This is a genomic window from Lentzea terrae, from assembly GCF_003265345.1.
Classification (GTDB): domain Bacteria; phylum Actinomycetota; class Actinomycetes; order Mycobacteriales; family Pseudonocardiaceae; genus Lentzea; species Lentzea terrae.
This window is the reverse complement of the sequence record NZ_QFWW01000059.1, coordinates 1-13,977: the sequence shown is the minus strand read 5'-3', so window position 1 is coordinate 13,977 and position 13,977 is coordinate 1. Positions and strand designations below refer to the sequence as shown.

Sequence of the window (13,977 nt, the reverse complement as noted above, 5' to 3'; positions counted from 1 at the left end):
GAACACCGGTGTGCGGGGTCGTGTGATTGCCTGGACATGACTCGTTTGACTCCGGACGAATGCCGATCGTTCCGGGGTCATCGCATGCCGGCGTCCCTGCCTCGAGGGGTGCCGGTGGGCGGGACGCACGGGTGTGTCCGCCGGGGGACTCCGCACGGGCGCTGGGGTTGACCGGCAGCACCACGGCCGCCGGTGCGTCCCGCCTTCCCTATGCTCACCGCGTGGAGATTCCTGGGCTTGGGGCCGTGACCGAGGACGAGTACGGCAGCCTCGTCAGCGCGCCGATTCCCGTACCGGTGTTCGGCAACGCGGCGCTGCCGTTCGCGGTCGACGGTTACGCGGACGACCCGGCGCCGGAAGACTTCCACGCCGCGATCCGCACGTTCCTCGCCCTGGACCGCACGGTGCTGGAGGACGCGAGTCCGGCGGTTTTCGAGTACTACCGGGACATGGCGGACGAGTTCGGCGACGACCTGGACGACTTCCCGGCCATCGCGAGCCCCGGCGAGGTCTGGAACCACGTGCGGTTCGACCGTCATGAGGTCAGCGTCCAACGCGACGACGACGGCGAGCCCGTCTACGTCTCCGTCGAGTGCGAGTGCGCGTGGGAACCGGAGCACGGCTTGCAGATCGTGTTTCGTGACGGCGCGCGCATCACGAAGGTCGGCCCGTTCGACGGTCATCTGACCAATGCATCGGCGTACGCGCGCGACGACCTCCGGGACGTCGTCTACGTGCGTTAAGGGCAGTTGATGCCCAACAGCGGCACGTTCTCCACCTTCGCCCGGCTCGCGACCGCCGTGCAGTACAGCTGAAACTGCGCCATCTTCGACAACGGACCCATGTCGTCGGGCAGCACGATCAGGTTCGACACCGGCGAGTACACCGCCGAAGTCGTGGCCGGCACCTCGGTCGTCAGCCCGAGCTTGCGCTCCTCCTCGTCCGGTCCCCGCACCAGCAGGTTGATGGCGGTGGCGGTGTCGACGTTGCCGGTGTAGGTCCGGGTCCGCCGCACCAGCTCGTTCCGGGACTCCGTCAGCAGGTAGATGGTGAGCTCGTGCGAGGAGACGGTCGGGGCCGCCGCGCCGCTCAGCACGGGCGTCGGCCGGATACCGCAGCCCGCCAGCATCACCAGGGCAAGCGCAAGGTGAAGACCGCGCCTCCCGAGGGCGCGTTGGCCGCTTCGATGCTGCCGCCGTGCAGGCGCGCGTTCTCCCATGCGATCGCCAATCCCAGTCCGCTGCCCTCGGAACGGGCGCGGGCCGTGTCTGCCTTGTAGAAGCGGTCGAAGATGTGGGGGAGGGCATCCGCCGGGATGCCGGGGCCGTGGTCGGACACCTCGATGACACCAGGCCGCACGGCCACCCGCACGGGAGCGCCGCCGTGCTTCAGCGCGTTGCCGACGAGGTTGGCGACGATCACGTCCAGCCGGCGGCGGTCGACCCGGCCCGTGATGCCGTCGGGCAGCGAGGCCTCCACCGATGAGGTCCACCCGCGTGCGGCGAGAGAGTCTCGAACCGCGGTGCTGATGTCCCATTCGTCGAGCTCCAGGAGGTTGCGGCCCTCGTCGAAGCGCGAGATCTCCATCAGGTCGTTGACCAGCCGGGTGAGCTTGCGCGTCTCGGAGGACACCAGACGTGCCGCCACCGCGGTGTCCTCGGGAAGGGAGTCGGCGTCCTCGTCCAGCACCGCGGTCACCGCGCTCATGGCCGTCAGCGGTGTGCGGAGCTCGTGCGACACGTCGGCCACGAACCGGCGGGACGCGGCCTGCGAGGCCTCCAGCTGCGCCGCGGCCCGGTTGAACGTGCGGGCCAGGTCGGAGAGCTCGTCGGAGCCCCGTTCGTCGACCCGCGTGTCGAGGCGGCCGGAACCGAGCGCGCGAGCTGCGGTCCCCAGCCGGCGCACCGGTCGCAACACACCCCGAGCCGTGAACAACGCCAGCCCGAGCGCGAGCGGCAGCACCAGGCTCACGCCCACCCAGGCGGCGGTCGCGAAGCTGTCGATGGCGCGCTGCGGTCCGCCCAGGTTGCCCCACGCCCACACCTCGACACCGGTGGCGGTGCCGTCGGCGCGCAGCAGCGGGATGCCGATGATCACACTCGGTTCGACGGCGTCCGTGCGGCGTTGCCAGATGATCGTCTTGCTCGACTTCATCGCCTCGCGCAGCTCGGCGGGCGTGGCTCTGGGATCAGGCCCGTTGCGGGAACGCAGGTCGCCGAAGACCACGACCGTCGGGCTGCGCAGGGAGGACTGGAAGTCGTCGAGGTCCTGTTGCGTGGGCGGCACCCGCAGCCGGGTCGCGTAGGAGCGGACGTCGTCCACCAGCGGGTTCATGAAGCCGTTCTGGGCGTCCTCCAGCAACAGGTTGCGGGCGGTCGCGTAGGAGGCACCCGCCGCCGCCACCGCGCCCAGCAGGGTCAGCAGCAGGAACGCGGCCATCAGCCGGGGCCGGAGCCCGCGGTGCAGCGACCTCATCGCGGGCCGAAGCGATAGCCGAAGCCGCGCACCGTGTGGACGTAGCGAGGTTCGGAGGGCACGTCCTCGATCTTGGCGCGCAACCGCTGGACACAGGCGTCGACGAGCCGCGAGTCGCCCAGGTAGTCGTGCTCCCAGACGGCCTCGAGGATCTGCTGGCGGGTCAGCACGCGGCCCGGCGTGCGGGACAGTTCGAGCACCAGCTTGAGCTCGGTGGGCGTCAGCGCGACCTTCACGTCGTTCTTCAGCACCTGCAGGCCCGCGCGGTCGATCAGCAGCGAACCGTGTCGCTCCACACTGGACGGTTCGGAGACGGTGCGCCGCAGCACCGCGCGGATCCTGGCCTCCAGGACGCGCGGTTCGACCGGCTTCACCACGTAGTCGTCCGCGCCCGCCTCAAGACCGGCGACCACGTCGAAGTCGTCGCCGCGAGCGGTGAGCATGATGATCGGCACCTCGGCCTGCACGCGCATCCGGCGGCACGTCTCGAAGCCGTCGATGCCCGGCAGCATGATGTCCAGAACCACGATGTCGGGACGGGACTCGCGCAGCCGCTCCACGCCCTCCTCGCCCGTTCCCGCTGCCCGGACGTCGTGTCCCTGGCGGCGCAGCGCCAGCCCGAGCCCTTCACGCACAGACGGGTCGTCCTCGACCAGCAACACCATCGCCACGAGATCCATTATCGGCGTGTGACGGGACCTGTGCCGGTTCTGTAGCGGAACCATGACATCGCGTGGACGCTCCCGTAGATCGACCAGCGGAGTCTCGTCAGCATGGTCGGAAGCTTGGTGGGATTCCTCTTCACGTACTTCGCGCTGGTGTGGACCTCGTTCGGGCAGAAGGCGGAGAACGCCGCGTTGCCCGAGCTGTCACTGCAGCGTTCGTGGGCGTCCAACGTGGACATGGCGATCATCTTCGCCGCGCTGCTCGTGATCCTGATAGCGCGCAAGAAGGCGTTTCCACCGCTGCTGGTGCTCGGCGGGTCGGTGTTGCTCGCGCAGGTGCTGAAGCTCTACGTGCTGGTGCGGCCCGAACTGGACGAGGACGCGGTGCTGGTGCACAACAGCTTCCCGAGTGGACACACCACGGCCGCGGTGGCGTCGGTGATCGCGGTGACCATGGCGGTGCCGAAGCGGTTCGCCCTCTGGGTCGCGGTGCCCGGTGCGATCGGGGCCGGTGCGGTGGCCGCGGAGACGGTGTCGCTCGGCTGGCACCGGTTCAGCGACACGCTCGGCGCGGCGCTGCTGGTCTCGACGATCGCGTTCCTGGTGCTGTTCCGGTGGACCGCGGGGCTGGTCGTGCCGCCCGCGCTGGCGGCCGGTGGGGTGTGGCTGATGGTGACGTACCCGCAGGCCACGCCGTCGACTCTCTCCGGCGTGGTCACTGCGGGCGTCGTGCTGCACTTCGGGTGGGCCGTGAGTGGTTCCCGAAAACCGGGCTATGGCGATCGGGGAGGCCATGACCACTCACGACCGGAATCACTCGTCGTGGTCGGTGGCGATCAGTTCGGCGATGGCGTCCAGAGCGGCGTCCGCTCCGTCCCCGTCGGCGCTGAGCACCACCTCGTCACCGTGCATAGCGCCGAGGGTCATCAGACCCAGCACACTCGCCGCGTCCACGGCTTCGCCGCCGTCCTTGCGGATGGTGACCGTCACCGGCTGGTCGGCGGCGGCCTTCGCCAGCAATGCGGCAGGCCGGGCGTGCAGTCCGACCTTGCTGGCCACGGTGACCCGTCGCTCGGCCATGATGGATCCTCTCGGTAGAGCTCTTCGAGCTGTGGTGCTTACTTGTCGGTCTTGGGCTTGCGCACGTCGGTCCGCGTGGTGCTCGCCTCGTCCCGTCCGCTGCCGACGATGCTCTCATCGGCCTCGGGGGACTCGTCGTCCTCACGTCCCGGCGTCTTCAGGTTCCACTTGGTGATGACGAAGCGGAACAGGGCGTAGTAGATCACCGCGTAGATCGCGCCGAGAATGAGCAGCAGCCACGGCTTGGTCGCGATGTTCCAGTTCAGGATGAAGTCGATCGCACCGGCCGAGAACGAGAAGCCGTCGTGCGCACCCAGCGCGTTCGAGATCGCGAGCGAGGTACCGGTCAGCACCGCGTGGATCAGGTAGAGCGGCCACGCCACGAACATGAACGCGAACTCCAGCGGCTCCGTCACACCGGTGATGAACGCGGTGAGCGCGGCGGAGCCCATGATGCCGCCGATGATCTTGCGCTGGTTCGGCCGTGCCGTGTGCACGATCGCGAGCGCGGCGGCCGGCAGGGCGAACATCAGGATCGGGAAGAAGCCGGTCTGGAACGTGCCGGCCGTCGGGTCACCCGCGAGGAAGCGCGGGATGTCACCGGTCTTGTCGTTGTAGGTGCCGAACTGGAACCACACGACGTTGTTGAGGATGTGGTGCAGGCCGAGCGGGATCAGCAGGCGGTTGACCGTGCCGTAGATGAACGCGCCGATGACCGTGCTGCCGGTGACCCACTCGCCGACCGCGGTGATGCCCGCGTTGAACCACGGGTACACGAGGCCGAGCACGACACCGAAGATCACCATGACACCGGCGACGATGATCGGCACGAACCGGCGGCCACCGAAGAACGCCAGGTACGGAGGCAGCTTGATGCGGTGGTACCGCTGCCACAGCAGTGCCGTCGTGATACCGACGACGATACCGCCGAGCACCCCGTAGTTGATCAGCACGGGCTTCGCGGCAGGGTCCGTCGGCTGGTCGAGGACCAGCGGCGACATGGCCTTGAAGACGCTCGTCAGCACGACGTAACCGACGACGCCGGCGAGCGCCGTGGAACCGTCACCGCGCCGGGCGAACCCGACGGCGATGCCGACCGCGAACAGCAGGGCGAGGTTGCTGAACAGCGCGTCGCCCGCCGCGCCGATCACCGCGGCGACTTCGTTCCAGCCGAGGCCGTCCTTGCCCAGCATGTCGTCTTGACCGAAGCGGAGCAGAAGACCTGCCGCGGGCAGCACGGCGATCGGCAGCATGAGGCTGCGACCGAAGCGTTGCAACGTGGCGAGGCCCTTGATCTCACGACCACCTGTCTGTGCGGCGTCGGTGCTCATCGGGTACCTCCCTTGGCGGAGTTCGGTCCGGTCCCCGGGACGGTCCGGTCCAGTTGCATGGTCACCTGGTAGAGATCGCCCCGGTACCAGGAAGTCACGTCTTCACACGGCCGCCCAGCCGAGCTGGCGACCCTTCTGAACACGAGCAGCGGGCTGCCCTTGCGGACGTCGAGCGCCTTCGCGGTCTCCGCGTCGGCGGTCTCGGCCCACACGGTCTGCCGCGCGTGGTCGAGCTGAATCCCGTACTTCGCCGCGATGAGCTCGTAGATGGACCCGGTCAGGTCGCACCGGTCGAGCTCGGGCAGCAGGTGCGGGCTGTACCAGCCGGCTTCGAGCGCCAGCGGTGCCCCGTCGGCCTTGCGCAGCCGCACGACGCGATAGGCGTACTCGTCCGGCTCGAGGCCCAGCGAGGCCTTCGAGCCGGGCGCGTCCTGACCGCAGCTGATCACCTCGGTGCTGGGTTCGAGCCCCCGCGCGTGCATCTCCGAGGTGAACGAGTTGAGCAGGACCTGCAGGTCGTAGCGCCGCCGTGCGGTGAACGTCCCGCGTCCTTTCGCCCTGGTCAGCAGGCCTTCGGCGACCAGCTGGCCGACTGCGGCCCGCACTGTGATGCGGGACACTCCGTACCGCTCGGCGAGGTCGCGCTCGGACGGGATGGGCGAGCCGGGCGCGAGGTCGTGCTCGGCGAGCCTGCGCAGGATCTCGCGGAGCTGCGCGTGCTTGGGCTTGGGCCCGTCCACGATCTCGTGCACTCGCTCACCTCCTCGCTAGTGGTACTTTCCGGTCTAGACCAGTTGGTGCGGGAGAATGCTCCGCACACTGAGCGGGTGTCAACCGCTGTTACGGGAACGAGAGGTACGAACGTGGCTGACGACAAGGCGCAGAAGATCATCGACGCGCTGGGCGGCGCGTCCAACATCGTCGAGATCGAACCGTGCATCACCCGCCTGCGGTGTGAGCTCGAGGACGGTTCCGTCGTCGACGAGAAGGCCCTGAAGGCGTTGGGAGCACACGGAGTCATGCGCTCCGGCAACGTCGTCCAGGTCGTCGTCGGCCCCGAGGCGGACACCCTCGCGTCGGACATCGAGGACCTCCTGTGAGCCTCCGCGTCGGCAGCCCCGTGGCCGGTCGCGTGGTCGCGCTCTCCGCCGTCCCGGACCCGGTCTTCTCGCAGGCGATGGTCGGCCCCGGCGTGGCCGTCGAACCGGTCCGTTCCCGGTCCGATGTGGTCTCGCCCGTCGACGGCACCGTCGTCACGTTGCACCCGCACGCGTTCGTCGTGGCCACTGGCGACGGTGCGGCCGTGCTCGTGCATTTGGGCATCGACACCGTGAAGCGCAAGGGCGAGGGCTTCGAGCTGCACGTGGTCAAGGGCGAGCAGGTGCTGGCCGGTCAGCGGATCGTGACCTGGGACCCCGCCGAGGTCGAGGCGGCCGGGTTCGCGCCCATCTGCCCGGTGATCGCGCTGGACGCCTCCGCCGACGTCCTCGGTGACCTCGCGCTGGACGTGGACGTGACGGCCAACGACGCCCTCTTCGACTGGTCTCGCTGATCTTGTCGGTGGTGCTGGCTAGGTTGGGTTGCGAGGGGATCCCAGGCCGGGGGTACCCCTGCACGAGCCTGCAGTGCCGCCGGTTCGGGCGTTTTCCCAGCCCGAACTAGGGCATCGTTGGACCGTGCGTGAATGGACCGTTCACGACGGTGCGCGATTTGTGCCCGAGTCGTACCGAGCAGGACCGTGGTGCCATGACCACGGTCCTGCTCGCGTCTGTGCTGGGTTCGTTGTGGACGGTCGCCGCCGCCCTGGACGCACCACCCTCGTCGTACCTGCTGGCCTGGTTCGGCATCGTGCTCGCGCTGATCGACCTGCGGCACCACCGGTTGCCGGACGCGCTGACCCTCCCCCTGGGCGCCGCGCTGCTGCTCCTGGAGTTCCACAGGCTGGGAGAAGCCGCGTTCACCGCGGTGATCTTCGGTGGCGCTCATCTCGCCGTCCGACGCTTCCGACCCGCGTTGATGGGCGGCGGCGACGTGAAGCTCGCGTTCGGGTTGGGTGCGCCGCTCGCGCTGCCGTCGCTGCTACCTGCGGCGATTCTGTCCAGTGCGGTCACGCTCGGCGTTGCGGCCGTCAGGCGCAGCAGAAGAGTGCCGCACGGCCCAGGCTTGCTGGCCGCCACCTGGGCGTTGACGACGCTGTGAAAGGATTGTGAACGTGCTGCGCTGGATCACCGCTGGAGAGTCACACGGCCCTGCCCTCGTCGCCGTCCTGGAGGGCATGCCCGCCGGTGTCGAGGTGACGACCGACGACCTCGTCGCCCAGCTGGGGCGACGCAGGCTCGGGTTCGGCCGAAGCCCGCGCATGGGCTTCGAGCAGGACGAGGTCGAGATTCTCGGCGGCGTGCGCCACGGCAAGACGCAGGGCGGCCCCATCGCGGTCACCATCGGCAACTCCGAGTGGCCGAAGTGGCAGACCGTGATGTCCGCGGACCCCGTCGACCCGAGCCTGCTCAAGCCGACCGGCCGCAACGAGGCCCTGACGCGGCCCCGGCCCGGTCACGCCGACCTGCCCGGCATGCAGAAGTTCGGCTTCGACGAGGCGCGCCCGGTGCTGGAGCGCGCGTCCGCCCGTGAGACGGCGGCCAGGACCGCTCTGGGCGCGGTGGCGAGGCAGTTCCTGCAGCAGCTGCTGGGCGTGCAGATCCTGAGCCACGTGGTGTCGATCGGCAAGGCCGCGACGCCCGAGGACAGCGCGCTGCCCACCCCCGACGACCTGCCCGCGATCGACGAGTCGCCGGTGCGCTGCTTCGACCAGCGCGGCACCGACGCGATGGTCGCCGAGGTCGAGGCCGTGAAGGAGGCGGGTGACACGGTCGGCGGCGTCATCGAGGTGCTCGCCTACGGGTTGCCGCCCGGCCTCGGCTCGCACGTGCACTGGGACCGCCGCCTCGACGCCCGCCTCGCCGCCGCGCTGATGGGCGTGCAGGCGATGAAGGGCGTGGAGATCGGCGACGGCTTCACGTCGGCCCAGCGCTGGGGTTCGCAGGCGCACGACGAGATCGACCGCGGCAGCGGCCCGGTCGGCGTCACCCGCCGCTCGAACCGCGCCGGCGGCCTCGAAGGCGGCATCACCAACGGCGAGATCCTCCGTGCGCGCGTTGCCATGAAGCCCATCTCGACCGTCCCGCGTGCACTGTCCACTGTGGACGTCCGCACCGGTGAGCCGGCCGTCGCGATCCACCAGCGTTCGGACGTCTGCGCCGTGCCGCGGGCCGGTGTCGTGCTGGAGTCGGTCGTGGCGCTGGTGCTCGCCGAGGCCGCGCTGGAGAAGTTCGGCGGCGACTCGCTCGACGAGACGCGCCGCAACGCCCACGCGTACCTGAAGGCGCTGGAAGCCCGTTGGGAGGGCATGTGAGCCCTCGGTACGTGGTGGTCGGCCCGCCCGGCGCGGGCAAGACCACGATCAGCCAGTTGCTGGCCGCGCGCCTGGGCCTGCCGTTCCGCGACGTCGACGACGACATCGTCGCACTGGCCGGCAAGCCGATCTCGGACGTCTTCACCGACGACGGCGAGCCCGTTTTCCGTGCCATGGAAGAAGAAGCCGTCGCCAAAGCGTTGGTGGAACACGAGGGCGTGCTGGCGTTGGGCGGGGGAGCGGTGCTGTCCGCCGCCACGCGCGAACGTCTTCGTGAGCACACCGTGGTTTTCCTGAACGTGGGCATGGCGGAAGGCGTGCGCCGCACCGGCCTGTCGTCGGCGCGCCCGCTGCTGTCCGGCGTGAACCCGCGCGCCACGTTCAAGGCGCTGCTGGACGCGCGGCTGCCGCTGTACCGCGAGGTCGCGACGATCGAGGTCCTGACGGACGCGCTCGATCCGGAACAGGTGACCGACGCGGTGATCAAGGGAGAGCAAGCATGACCGAGCCGCTGACCGTCGAGGTCAACGCCGAGAAGCCGTACCTCGTGGTGATCGGCCGGGGCCTGCTGGGCGAGATCGTCGCGCACCTCGAGGGCACGGCCAAGGTCGCGATCGTGCACCAGCCGCCCCTGGCCGCCACGGCCGAGGTGCTGGTCGACGAGCTGAAGGCGACGGGGATCGACGCGCACCGCGTCGAGGTGCCCGACGCCGAGGACGGCAAGGACCTGGCCGTCGCGGGCTTCTGCTGGGACGTGCTCGGCAAGATCGGCCTGTCGCGGTCCGACGTGGTCGTGGGCCTCGGCGGCGGCGCCGTCACGGACCTCGCCGGCTTCGTCGCCTCCACGTGGATGCGCGGCGTGCGCCTGGTCAACATCCCGACCACCATGCTCGGCATGGTCGACGCCGCGGTCGGCGGCAAGACCGGCATCAACACCGATGCGGGCAAGAACCTCGTCGGCACGTTCTACGAGCCCGAGGTCGTGTTCGTCGACCTCGCGACGCTGGAGACGTTGCCGCGCAACGAGCTCATCGCCGGCATGGCCGAGGTCGTGAAGGGCGGTTTCATCGCCGACCCGGTCATCCTCGACCTCATCGAGGCCGACCCGCAGGCCGCCCTGGACCCGACCGGCGACGTGCTCGCGGAGCTCGTCCGCCGCAAGATCCAGATCAAGGCCGACGTCGTCTCGAACGACCTGCGCGAGTCGTCCCTGCGCGAGATCCTCAACTACGGCCACACCCTCGGCCACGCCATCGAACGCCGCGAGCGCTACCGCTGGCGCCACGGCGCCGCGATCAGCGTGGGCCTGGTCTTCGCCGCCGAACTGGCCCGCCTGGCCGGCCGCCTGGACGACGAGACCGCCGACCGCCACAAGCGCGTCCTGGAACTGCTCGGCCTGCCGACCTCCTACGACCCGGACGCCCTCCCGCAGCTGATGGAGGGCATGAAGGTCGACAAGAAGAACAAGGCGGGCGTGCTCCGCTTCGTGGTCCTCGACGGCCTGGCCAAGCCGGGCCGCCTGGAGGGCCCGGACCCGGCCCTGATCGCCGCCGCCTACTCGGCCGTCGCCGCCGAGCCCAAGTCCTCGGGGACGGTGCTGCTGTGAAGGTCCTGGTCCTCAACGGCCCGAACCTCGACCGCCTGGGCACCCGCGAGCCGCTCATCTACGGCAGCACCACGCACGCCGACCTCGTCGAGATGTGCGTGGCCGAGGGCAAGGAGCTCGGCTTCGAGGTGGAGGTCCGCCAGACCGCCCACGAAGGCGAGATGATCGGGTGGCTGCACGAGGCCGCCGACGCCTCGATCCCGGTGGTGCTGAACGGCGCCGCCTGGACGCACTACTCGATCGCGGTGCGCGACGCGTGCTCCCAGCTCACGGCGCCCCTGGTCGAGGTGCACATCTCGAACATCCACCAGCGCGAGGAGTTCCGGCACCACAGCGTCATCTCGGCGGTCGCGAGCGGCGTGATCGTGGGGCTGGGCGTGGAGGGCTACCTGCTCGCGCTGCGCTGGCTGGCGCTCAGGCAGAAGTAAGTGCTGCACCACGTCGAGCTGTGGGTGCCCGACCTCGCTCGCGCCGAGGCCACGTTCGGGTGGCTCTTCCAGGAGCTGGGCTGGGCCGAGCACCAGCGCTGGGACGCGGGCGTGTCGTGGCGGCTCGATCGCACCTACGTCGTGGTCGAGCAGTCCCCGGCGTGCACAGGTCCACACGATCGAATGAAAGCGGGCCTCAACCACCTGGCCCTCCACGCGGGCACCAAAGCGGATGTCGACCGCCTCACCGAACAGGCCCAGCACAACGGCTGGCACCTGATGTTCGCCGACAAACACCCGCACGCGGGCGGCGAAGACCACTACGCCGCGTTCCTGGAGAACGAGGACGGCTTCGAGGTCGAGCTAGTTGCGGGCTGAGTCCCTGGACCCGAGAAACCCGCCCAGCAGCAACCCGAGCCCGGCCGGCGCCAGCACCAGCAACGCCGTGAAGGCCGCCCCACCCGTCAGCGCCACCCACAAAGCTTCCTGCCCGGTCTGGTCGACCAGCAACGCCGACCCGATCACGCCCAGCGCACCGGCGAACGGCCCGGCGATCAGCGAAGCGATGAACCACTGCATGCCCGGCGACGGCAGTTCGCGCAGCCGGTCGACCGCGCCCCAGAGCACGGCGACCACCACGAGCAATCCGATCGCGATGGGACGCACCGAGGTCGCCTCGGGACTGCGGACCGCCACGGCCGACACACCGGTCTGCACGGCTCCGTGGAGCAACCCCATCCACAACGCACGGACGAACCAAGGACGCATGCGGACAGCTTAGGACTGGCCGTACGCTGCGAGACATGTCGTCCTACGCCGCACGTCGCACCGCACTGCGCCAGGAGCTCCAGGCCACCGGCTTGGACGCGCTGCTCGTCACGAACCTGTTGAACGTCCGGTACCTGACGGGGTTCACCGGATCGAATGCCGCGGTGCTCGTCGACGCGGTGAGTGACGACAAGACGGTGTTCTGCACGGACGGCCGATATCTCACGCAGTCGGCGAAGCAGGTGCCGGACCTCGAGCGGGTCATCGACCGGCCGTGCGACCTCGCGCTCGCCAGGAAGGCCAAGGGCAGGCTCGGGTTCGAGAGCCACCACGTGACGGTCGACGGCCTCGAAGCCCTCACGAGCGCCGCGGAGAAGGCGGAGCTGACGAAGGCCGCGGGCCTCGTGGAGAAGCTGCGGCTGGTCAAGGACGAGATCGAGATCGAGGCGCTGCGGATGGCGTGCGCGGCGGCCGACCGGGCGCTGGCGGCGTTGATCGGGCACGGCGGGCTGCGGGCGGGCACGACGGAACGCGAGGTCGCGCGCGAGCTGGAGAGTCGCATGCTCGACCACGGCGCGGACGAGAGGTCGTTCCAGTCGATCGTCGCGTTCGGGGCGAACTCGGCGGTGCCGCACCACTCGCCGACGGACGCCGTCCTGCACGCGGGCGACTTCATCAAGCTCGACTTCGGCGCGCTCGTCGACGGCTACCACTCGGACATGACCCGCACGCTGGTGCTCGGCAAGCCCGCCGACTGGCAGCGCGACCTGTACGACCTGGTCGCGCGGTCGCAGGCGGCCGGGCGTGGTGCGCTCAAGCCGGGGGTGAAGCTCAGCGACGTCGACCACGCGTCCCGTGAGGTGATCGAGAAGGCCGGGCACGGCGAGGACTTCCTGCACGGCCTCGGGCACGGGGTCGGGCTGGAGATCCACGAGGCACCGGCGTTGTCGAAGGCAGGTGACGGTACACTTTCGGCCGGTATGGCGGTCACCGTCGAGCCCGGCGTGTACTTGTCGGGGCGGGGCGGGGTCCGCATCGAGGACACCCTCGTGGTGCGCGAAAGCGGGCCGGAGCTCCTCACCCTGACCACGAAGGAACTCGTGGTCGTCTGACACCCCGTCCAAGCACAGGAGAAATTCCCCCGTGGCCACCACGAACGACCTGAAGAACGGCCTGGTGCTGAACCTCGACGGCCAGCTCTGGACCGTCACCGCGTTCCAGCACGTCAAGCCCGGCAAGGGTGGCGCCTTCGTGCGCACGACCCTCAAGCACGTGCTGACCGGGAAGGTCGTCGACAAGACCTTCAACGCGGGCACCAAGGTCGAGACCGCCACCGTGGACAAGCGCGGCATGACCTACCTGTACAAGGAAGGCACCGACTTCATCTTCATGGACGGTGACACCTACGACCAGATCCCGGTTCCGACCGAGACCGTCGGTGACGCCGCGAACTACATGCTCGAGAACCAGGAAGCGATGGTCGCCACGCACGAGGGCGTGCCGCTGTTCGTCGAGCTCCCGACGTCGGTCGAGCTCGTCATCGAGCACACCGACCCCGGCCTGCAGGGCGACCGCTCCACCGGCGGCACCAAGCCCGCCAAGCTCGAGACCGGCGCCGAGATCCAGGTCCCGCTGTTCGTGACGACCGGCGAGAAGATCAAGGTCGACACCCGCGACGGCCGCTACCTCGGCCGCGTCAGCGACAAGTAATGGGCGCACGCAGCAAGGCCCGCAAGCGCGCGGTCGACTTCCTCTACGAAGCCGACCTGCTGGGCACCGACCCGGTGACGCTGCTGGCCGAACGAGTCGGCTCCCCGGACATTCCTCCGGTGAACGACTACACGGTGACCCTCGTCGAGGGCGTCAACGCTCATCGCGCACGCATCGACGACCTCATCTCGGAGCACGCCGAGGGCTGGACCCTGCAGCGCATGCCGGCGGTCGACCGCGCGGTCCTGCGCATCGGCCTGTACGAGCTGCTGTGGGCGGCCGACGTGCCGGACGCGGTGGCGATCGACGAGGCCGTGGAGCTCGCCAAGGGCCTGTCCACGGACGACTCGCCGCGGTTCGTGAACGGTGTGCTCGGCCGGATCGCGGTCATCGCGGACCAGCTGCGCGCCGTTCTCTAGTGTCCTGAGTCGTTAATTCGGCGCCAGCACTAGATTGTGCTGGTGCCGAACCCGAAACTCGTGCCGCTGGCCCTGTCCGATGA

Annotated in this window: 18 protein-coding genes and 2 pseudogenes; 13 read left to right on the top strand and 7 right to left on the bottom strand. The window is 69.5% G+C overall.

Annotation, left to right across the window (positions count from 1 at the left end; genetic code table 11):
- Positions 1-221: 221 nt before the first annotated feature.
- Positions 222-743, top strand: coding sequence for a DUF6985 domain-containing protein (locus DI276_RS48420; protein ID WP_112277322.1), 522 nt, complete (start codon positions 222-224; stop codon positions 741-743).
- Here DI276_RS48420 and DI276_RS48415 read toward each other — a convergent pair.
- The 3 genes from DI276_RS48415 to DI276_RS48405 are packed head-to-tail and all read right to left on the bottom strand — an operon-like array spanning position 740 to position 3,146.
- Complete coding sequence (locus DI276_RS48415; RefSeq protein WP_157985406.1) at positions 740-1,132, bottom strand: hypothetical protein; 393 nt, start codon at positions 1,130-1,132, stop codon at positions 740-742. The genes DI276_RS48420 and DI276_RS48415 overlap by 4 nt on opposite strands.
- On the bottom strand, positions 1,129-2,475 hold the full coding sequence (locus DI276_RS48410) for a sensor histidine kinase (RefSeq protein WP_112277076.1): 1,347 nt from the start codon (positions 2,473-2,475) through the stop codon (positions 1,129-1,131). Before DI276_RS48410 ends, DI276_RS48415 begins: the two co-directional genes overlap by 4 nt.
- The gene (locus DI276_RS48405; RefSeq protein WP_112277321.1) at positions 2,472-3,146 is read right to left on the bottom strand and encodes a response regulator transcription factor; all 675 of its coding nucleotides are present in this window, start codon (positions 3,144-3,146) and stop codon (positions 2,472-2,474) included. The genes DI276_RS48410 and DI276_RS48405 overlap by 4 nt, the downstream gene beginning before the upstream one ends.
- Before the next feature lie 102 nt (positions 3,147-3,248).
- Between DI276_RS48405 and DI276_RS52880 the strand changes: the two are divergent.
- Positions 3,249-3,746 (top strand): annotated as a pseudogene (locus tag DI276_RS52880) (phosphatase PAP2 family protein); the annotation flags it as partial.
- 207 nt (positions 3,747-3,953) lie between these two features.
- On the opposite strand, the gene DI276_RS51715 reads toward DI276_RS52880, so the two are convergent.
- The 3 genes from DI276_RS51715 to DI276_RS48390 are packed head-to-tail and all read right to left on the bottom strand — an operon-like array spanning position 3,954 to position 6,303.
- A complete protein-coding gene (locus tag DI276_RS51715; protein WP_170155338.1) occupies positions 3,954-4,220 on the bottom strand; it encodes an HPr family phosphocarrier protein in 267 nt (88 codons plus the stop codon).
- A 38-nt stretch (positions 4,221-4,258) separates the two neighbouring features.
- Complete coding sequence (locus tag DI276_RS48395; RefSeq protein ID WP_112277071.1) at positions 4,259-5,551, bottom strand: PTS transporter subunit EIIC; 1,293 nt, start codon at positions 5,549-5,551, stop codon at positions 4,259-4,261.
- Entirely contained in the window at positions 5,548-6,303 is a 756-nt protein-coding gene (locus DI276_RS48390; RefSeq protein WP_112277069.1) for a GntR family transcriptional regulator, read from the bottom strand. Before DI276_RS48390 ends, DI276_RS48395 begins: the two co-directional genes overlap by 4 nt.
- 111 nt (positions 6,304-6,414) lie before the next feature.
- On the opposite strand from DI276_RS48390, the gene DI276_RS48385 reads away from it, so the two are divergent.
- The 8 genes and pseudogenes from DI276_RS48385 (at position 6,415) to DI276_RS48350 (ending at position 11,375) form a co-directional block, all read left to right on the top strand.
- Positions 6,415-6,651 (top strand): glucose PTS transporter subunit EIIB, encoded by a 237-nt coding sequence (locus DI276_RS48385; protein ID WP_112277067.1) that lies wholly within the window; start codon positions 6,415-6,417, stop codon positions 6,649-6,651.
- Positions 6,648-7,103, top strand: coding sequence for a PTS sugar transporter subunit IIA (locus DI276_RS48380; protein ID WP_112277065.1), 456 nt, complete (start codon positions 6,648-6,650; stop codon positions 7,101-7,103). The genes DI276_RS48385 and DI276_RS48380 overlap by 4 nt, the downstream gene beginning before the upstream one ends.
- Positions 7,104-7,297: 194 nt before the next feature.
- The gene (locus DI276_RS48375; protein WP_112277063.1) at positions 7,298-7,750 is read left to right on the top strand and encodes a prepilin peptidase; all 453 of its coding nucleotides are present in this window, start codon (positions 7,298-7,300) and stop codon (positions 7,748-7,750) included.
- A gap of 13 nt (positions 7,751-7,763) precedes the next feature.
- Positions 7,764-8,963 (top strand): chorismate synthase, encoded by a 1,200-nt coding sequence (aroC, locus tag DI276_RS48370; protein WP_112277320.1) that lies wholly within the window; start codon positions 7,764-7,766, stop codon positions 8,961-8,963.
- Positions 8,960-9,485: pseudogene (locus DI276_RS48365) on the top strand (shikimate kinase); the annotation flags it as partial. The gene aroC and the pseudogene DI276_RS48365, both read left to right, overlap by 4 nt.
- Before the next feature lie 25 nt (positions 9,486-9,510).
- Positions 9,511-10,569: a 3-dehydroquinate synthase gene (gene aroB / locus DI276_RS48360; RefSeq protein ID WP_408610654.1), complete on the top strand. Its 1,059-nt coding sequence runs from the start codon at positions 9,511-9,513 to the stop codon at positions 10,567-10,569.
- On the top strand, positions 10,566-10,997 hold the full coding sequence (gene aroQ, locus DI276_RS48355; RefSeq protein WP_112277057.1) for a type II 3-dehydroquinate dehydratase: 432 nt from the start codon (positions 10,566-10,568) through the stop codon (positions 10,995-10,997). The genes aroB and aroQ overlap by 4 nt, the downstream gene beginning before the upstream one ends.
- On the top strand, positions 10,998-11,375 hold the full coding sequence (locus DI276_RS48350; protein WP_112277055.1) for a VOC family protein: 378 nt from the start codon (positions 10,998-11,000) through the stop codon (positions 11,373-11,375).
- Here the strand turns inward: DI276_RS48350 and DI276_RS48345 are convergent.
- Entirely contained in the window at positions 11,361-11,765 is a 405-nt protein-coding gene (locus DI276_RS48345; protein ID WP_112277053.1) for a B-4DMT family transporter, read from the bottom strand. The two genes, DI276_RS48350 and DI276_RS48345, sit on opposite strands and share 15 nt — an antisense overlap.
- 35 nt (positions 11,766-11,800) lie before the next feature.
- Here DI276_RS48345 and DI276_RS48340 point away from each other — a divergent pair, with 35 nt between their 5' ends.
- The 3 genes from DI276_RS48340 to nusB are packed head-to-tail and all read left to right on the top strand — an operon-like array spanning position 11,801 to position 13,894.
- Complete coding sequence (locus tag DI276_RS48340; RefSeq protein ID WP_112277051.1) at positions 11,801-12,877, top strand: M24 family metallopeptidase; 1,077 nt, start codon at positions 11,801-11,803, stop codon at positions 12,875-12,877.
- A gap of 31 nt (positions 12,878-12,908) precedes the next feature.
- Positions 12,909-13,475, top strand: coding sequence for an elongation factor P (gene efp / locus DI276_RS48335; RefSeq protein ID WP_112277049.1), 567 nt, complete (start codon positions 12,909-12,911; stop codon positions 13,473-13,475).
- A complete protein-coding gene (nusB, locus tag DI276_RS48330) occupies positions 13,475-13,894 on the top strand; it encodes a transcription antitermination factor NusB (RefSeq protein ID WP_112277047.1) in 420 nt (139 codons plus the stop codon). Before efp ends, nusB begins: the two co-directional genes overlap by 1 nt.
- Positions 13,895-13,977 lie beyond the last annotated feature (83 nt).

Coding starts and splice junctions, on each gene's coding strand:
- DI276_RS48340 (WP_112277051.1), top strand. CDS start 11,801: ATGTCGTCCTACGCCGCACGTCGCACCGCACTGCGCCAGGAGCTCCAG.
- DI276_RS48395 (WP_112277071.1), bottom strand. CDS start 5,551: ATGAGCACCGACGCCGCACAGACAGGTGGTCGTGAGATCAAGGGCCTC.
- DI276_RS48410 (WP_112277076.1), bottom strand. CDS start 2,475: ATGAGGTCGCTGCACCGCGGGCTCCGGCCCCGGCTGATGGCCGCGTTC.
- DI276_RS48345 (WP_112277053.1), bottom strand. CDS start 11,765: ATGCGTCCTTGGTTCGTCCGTGCGTTGTGGATGGGGTTGCTCCACGGA.
- nusB (WP_112277047.1), top strand. CDS start 13,475: ATGGGCGCACGCAGCAAGGCCCGCAAGCGCGCGGTCGACTTCCTCTAC.
- DI276_RS48375 (WP_112277063.1), top strand. CDS start 7,298: ATGACCACGGTCCTGCTCGCGTCTGTGCTGGGTTCGTTGTGGACGGTC.
- DI276_RS51715 (WP_170155338.1), bottom strand. CDS start 4,220: ATGGCCGAGCGACGGGTCACCGTGGCCAGCAAGGTCGGACTGCACGCC.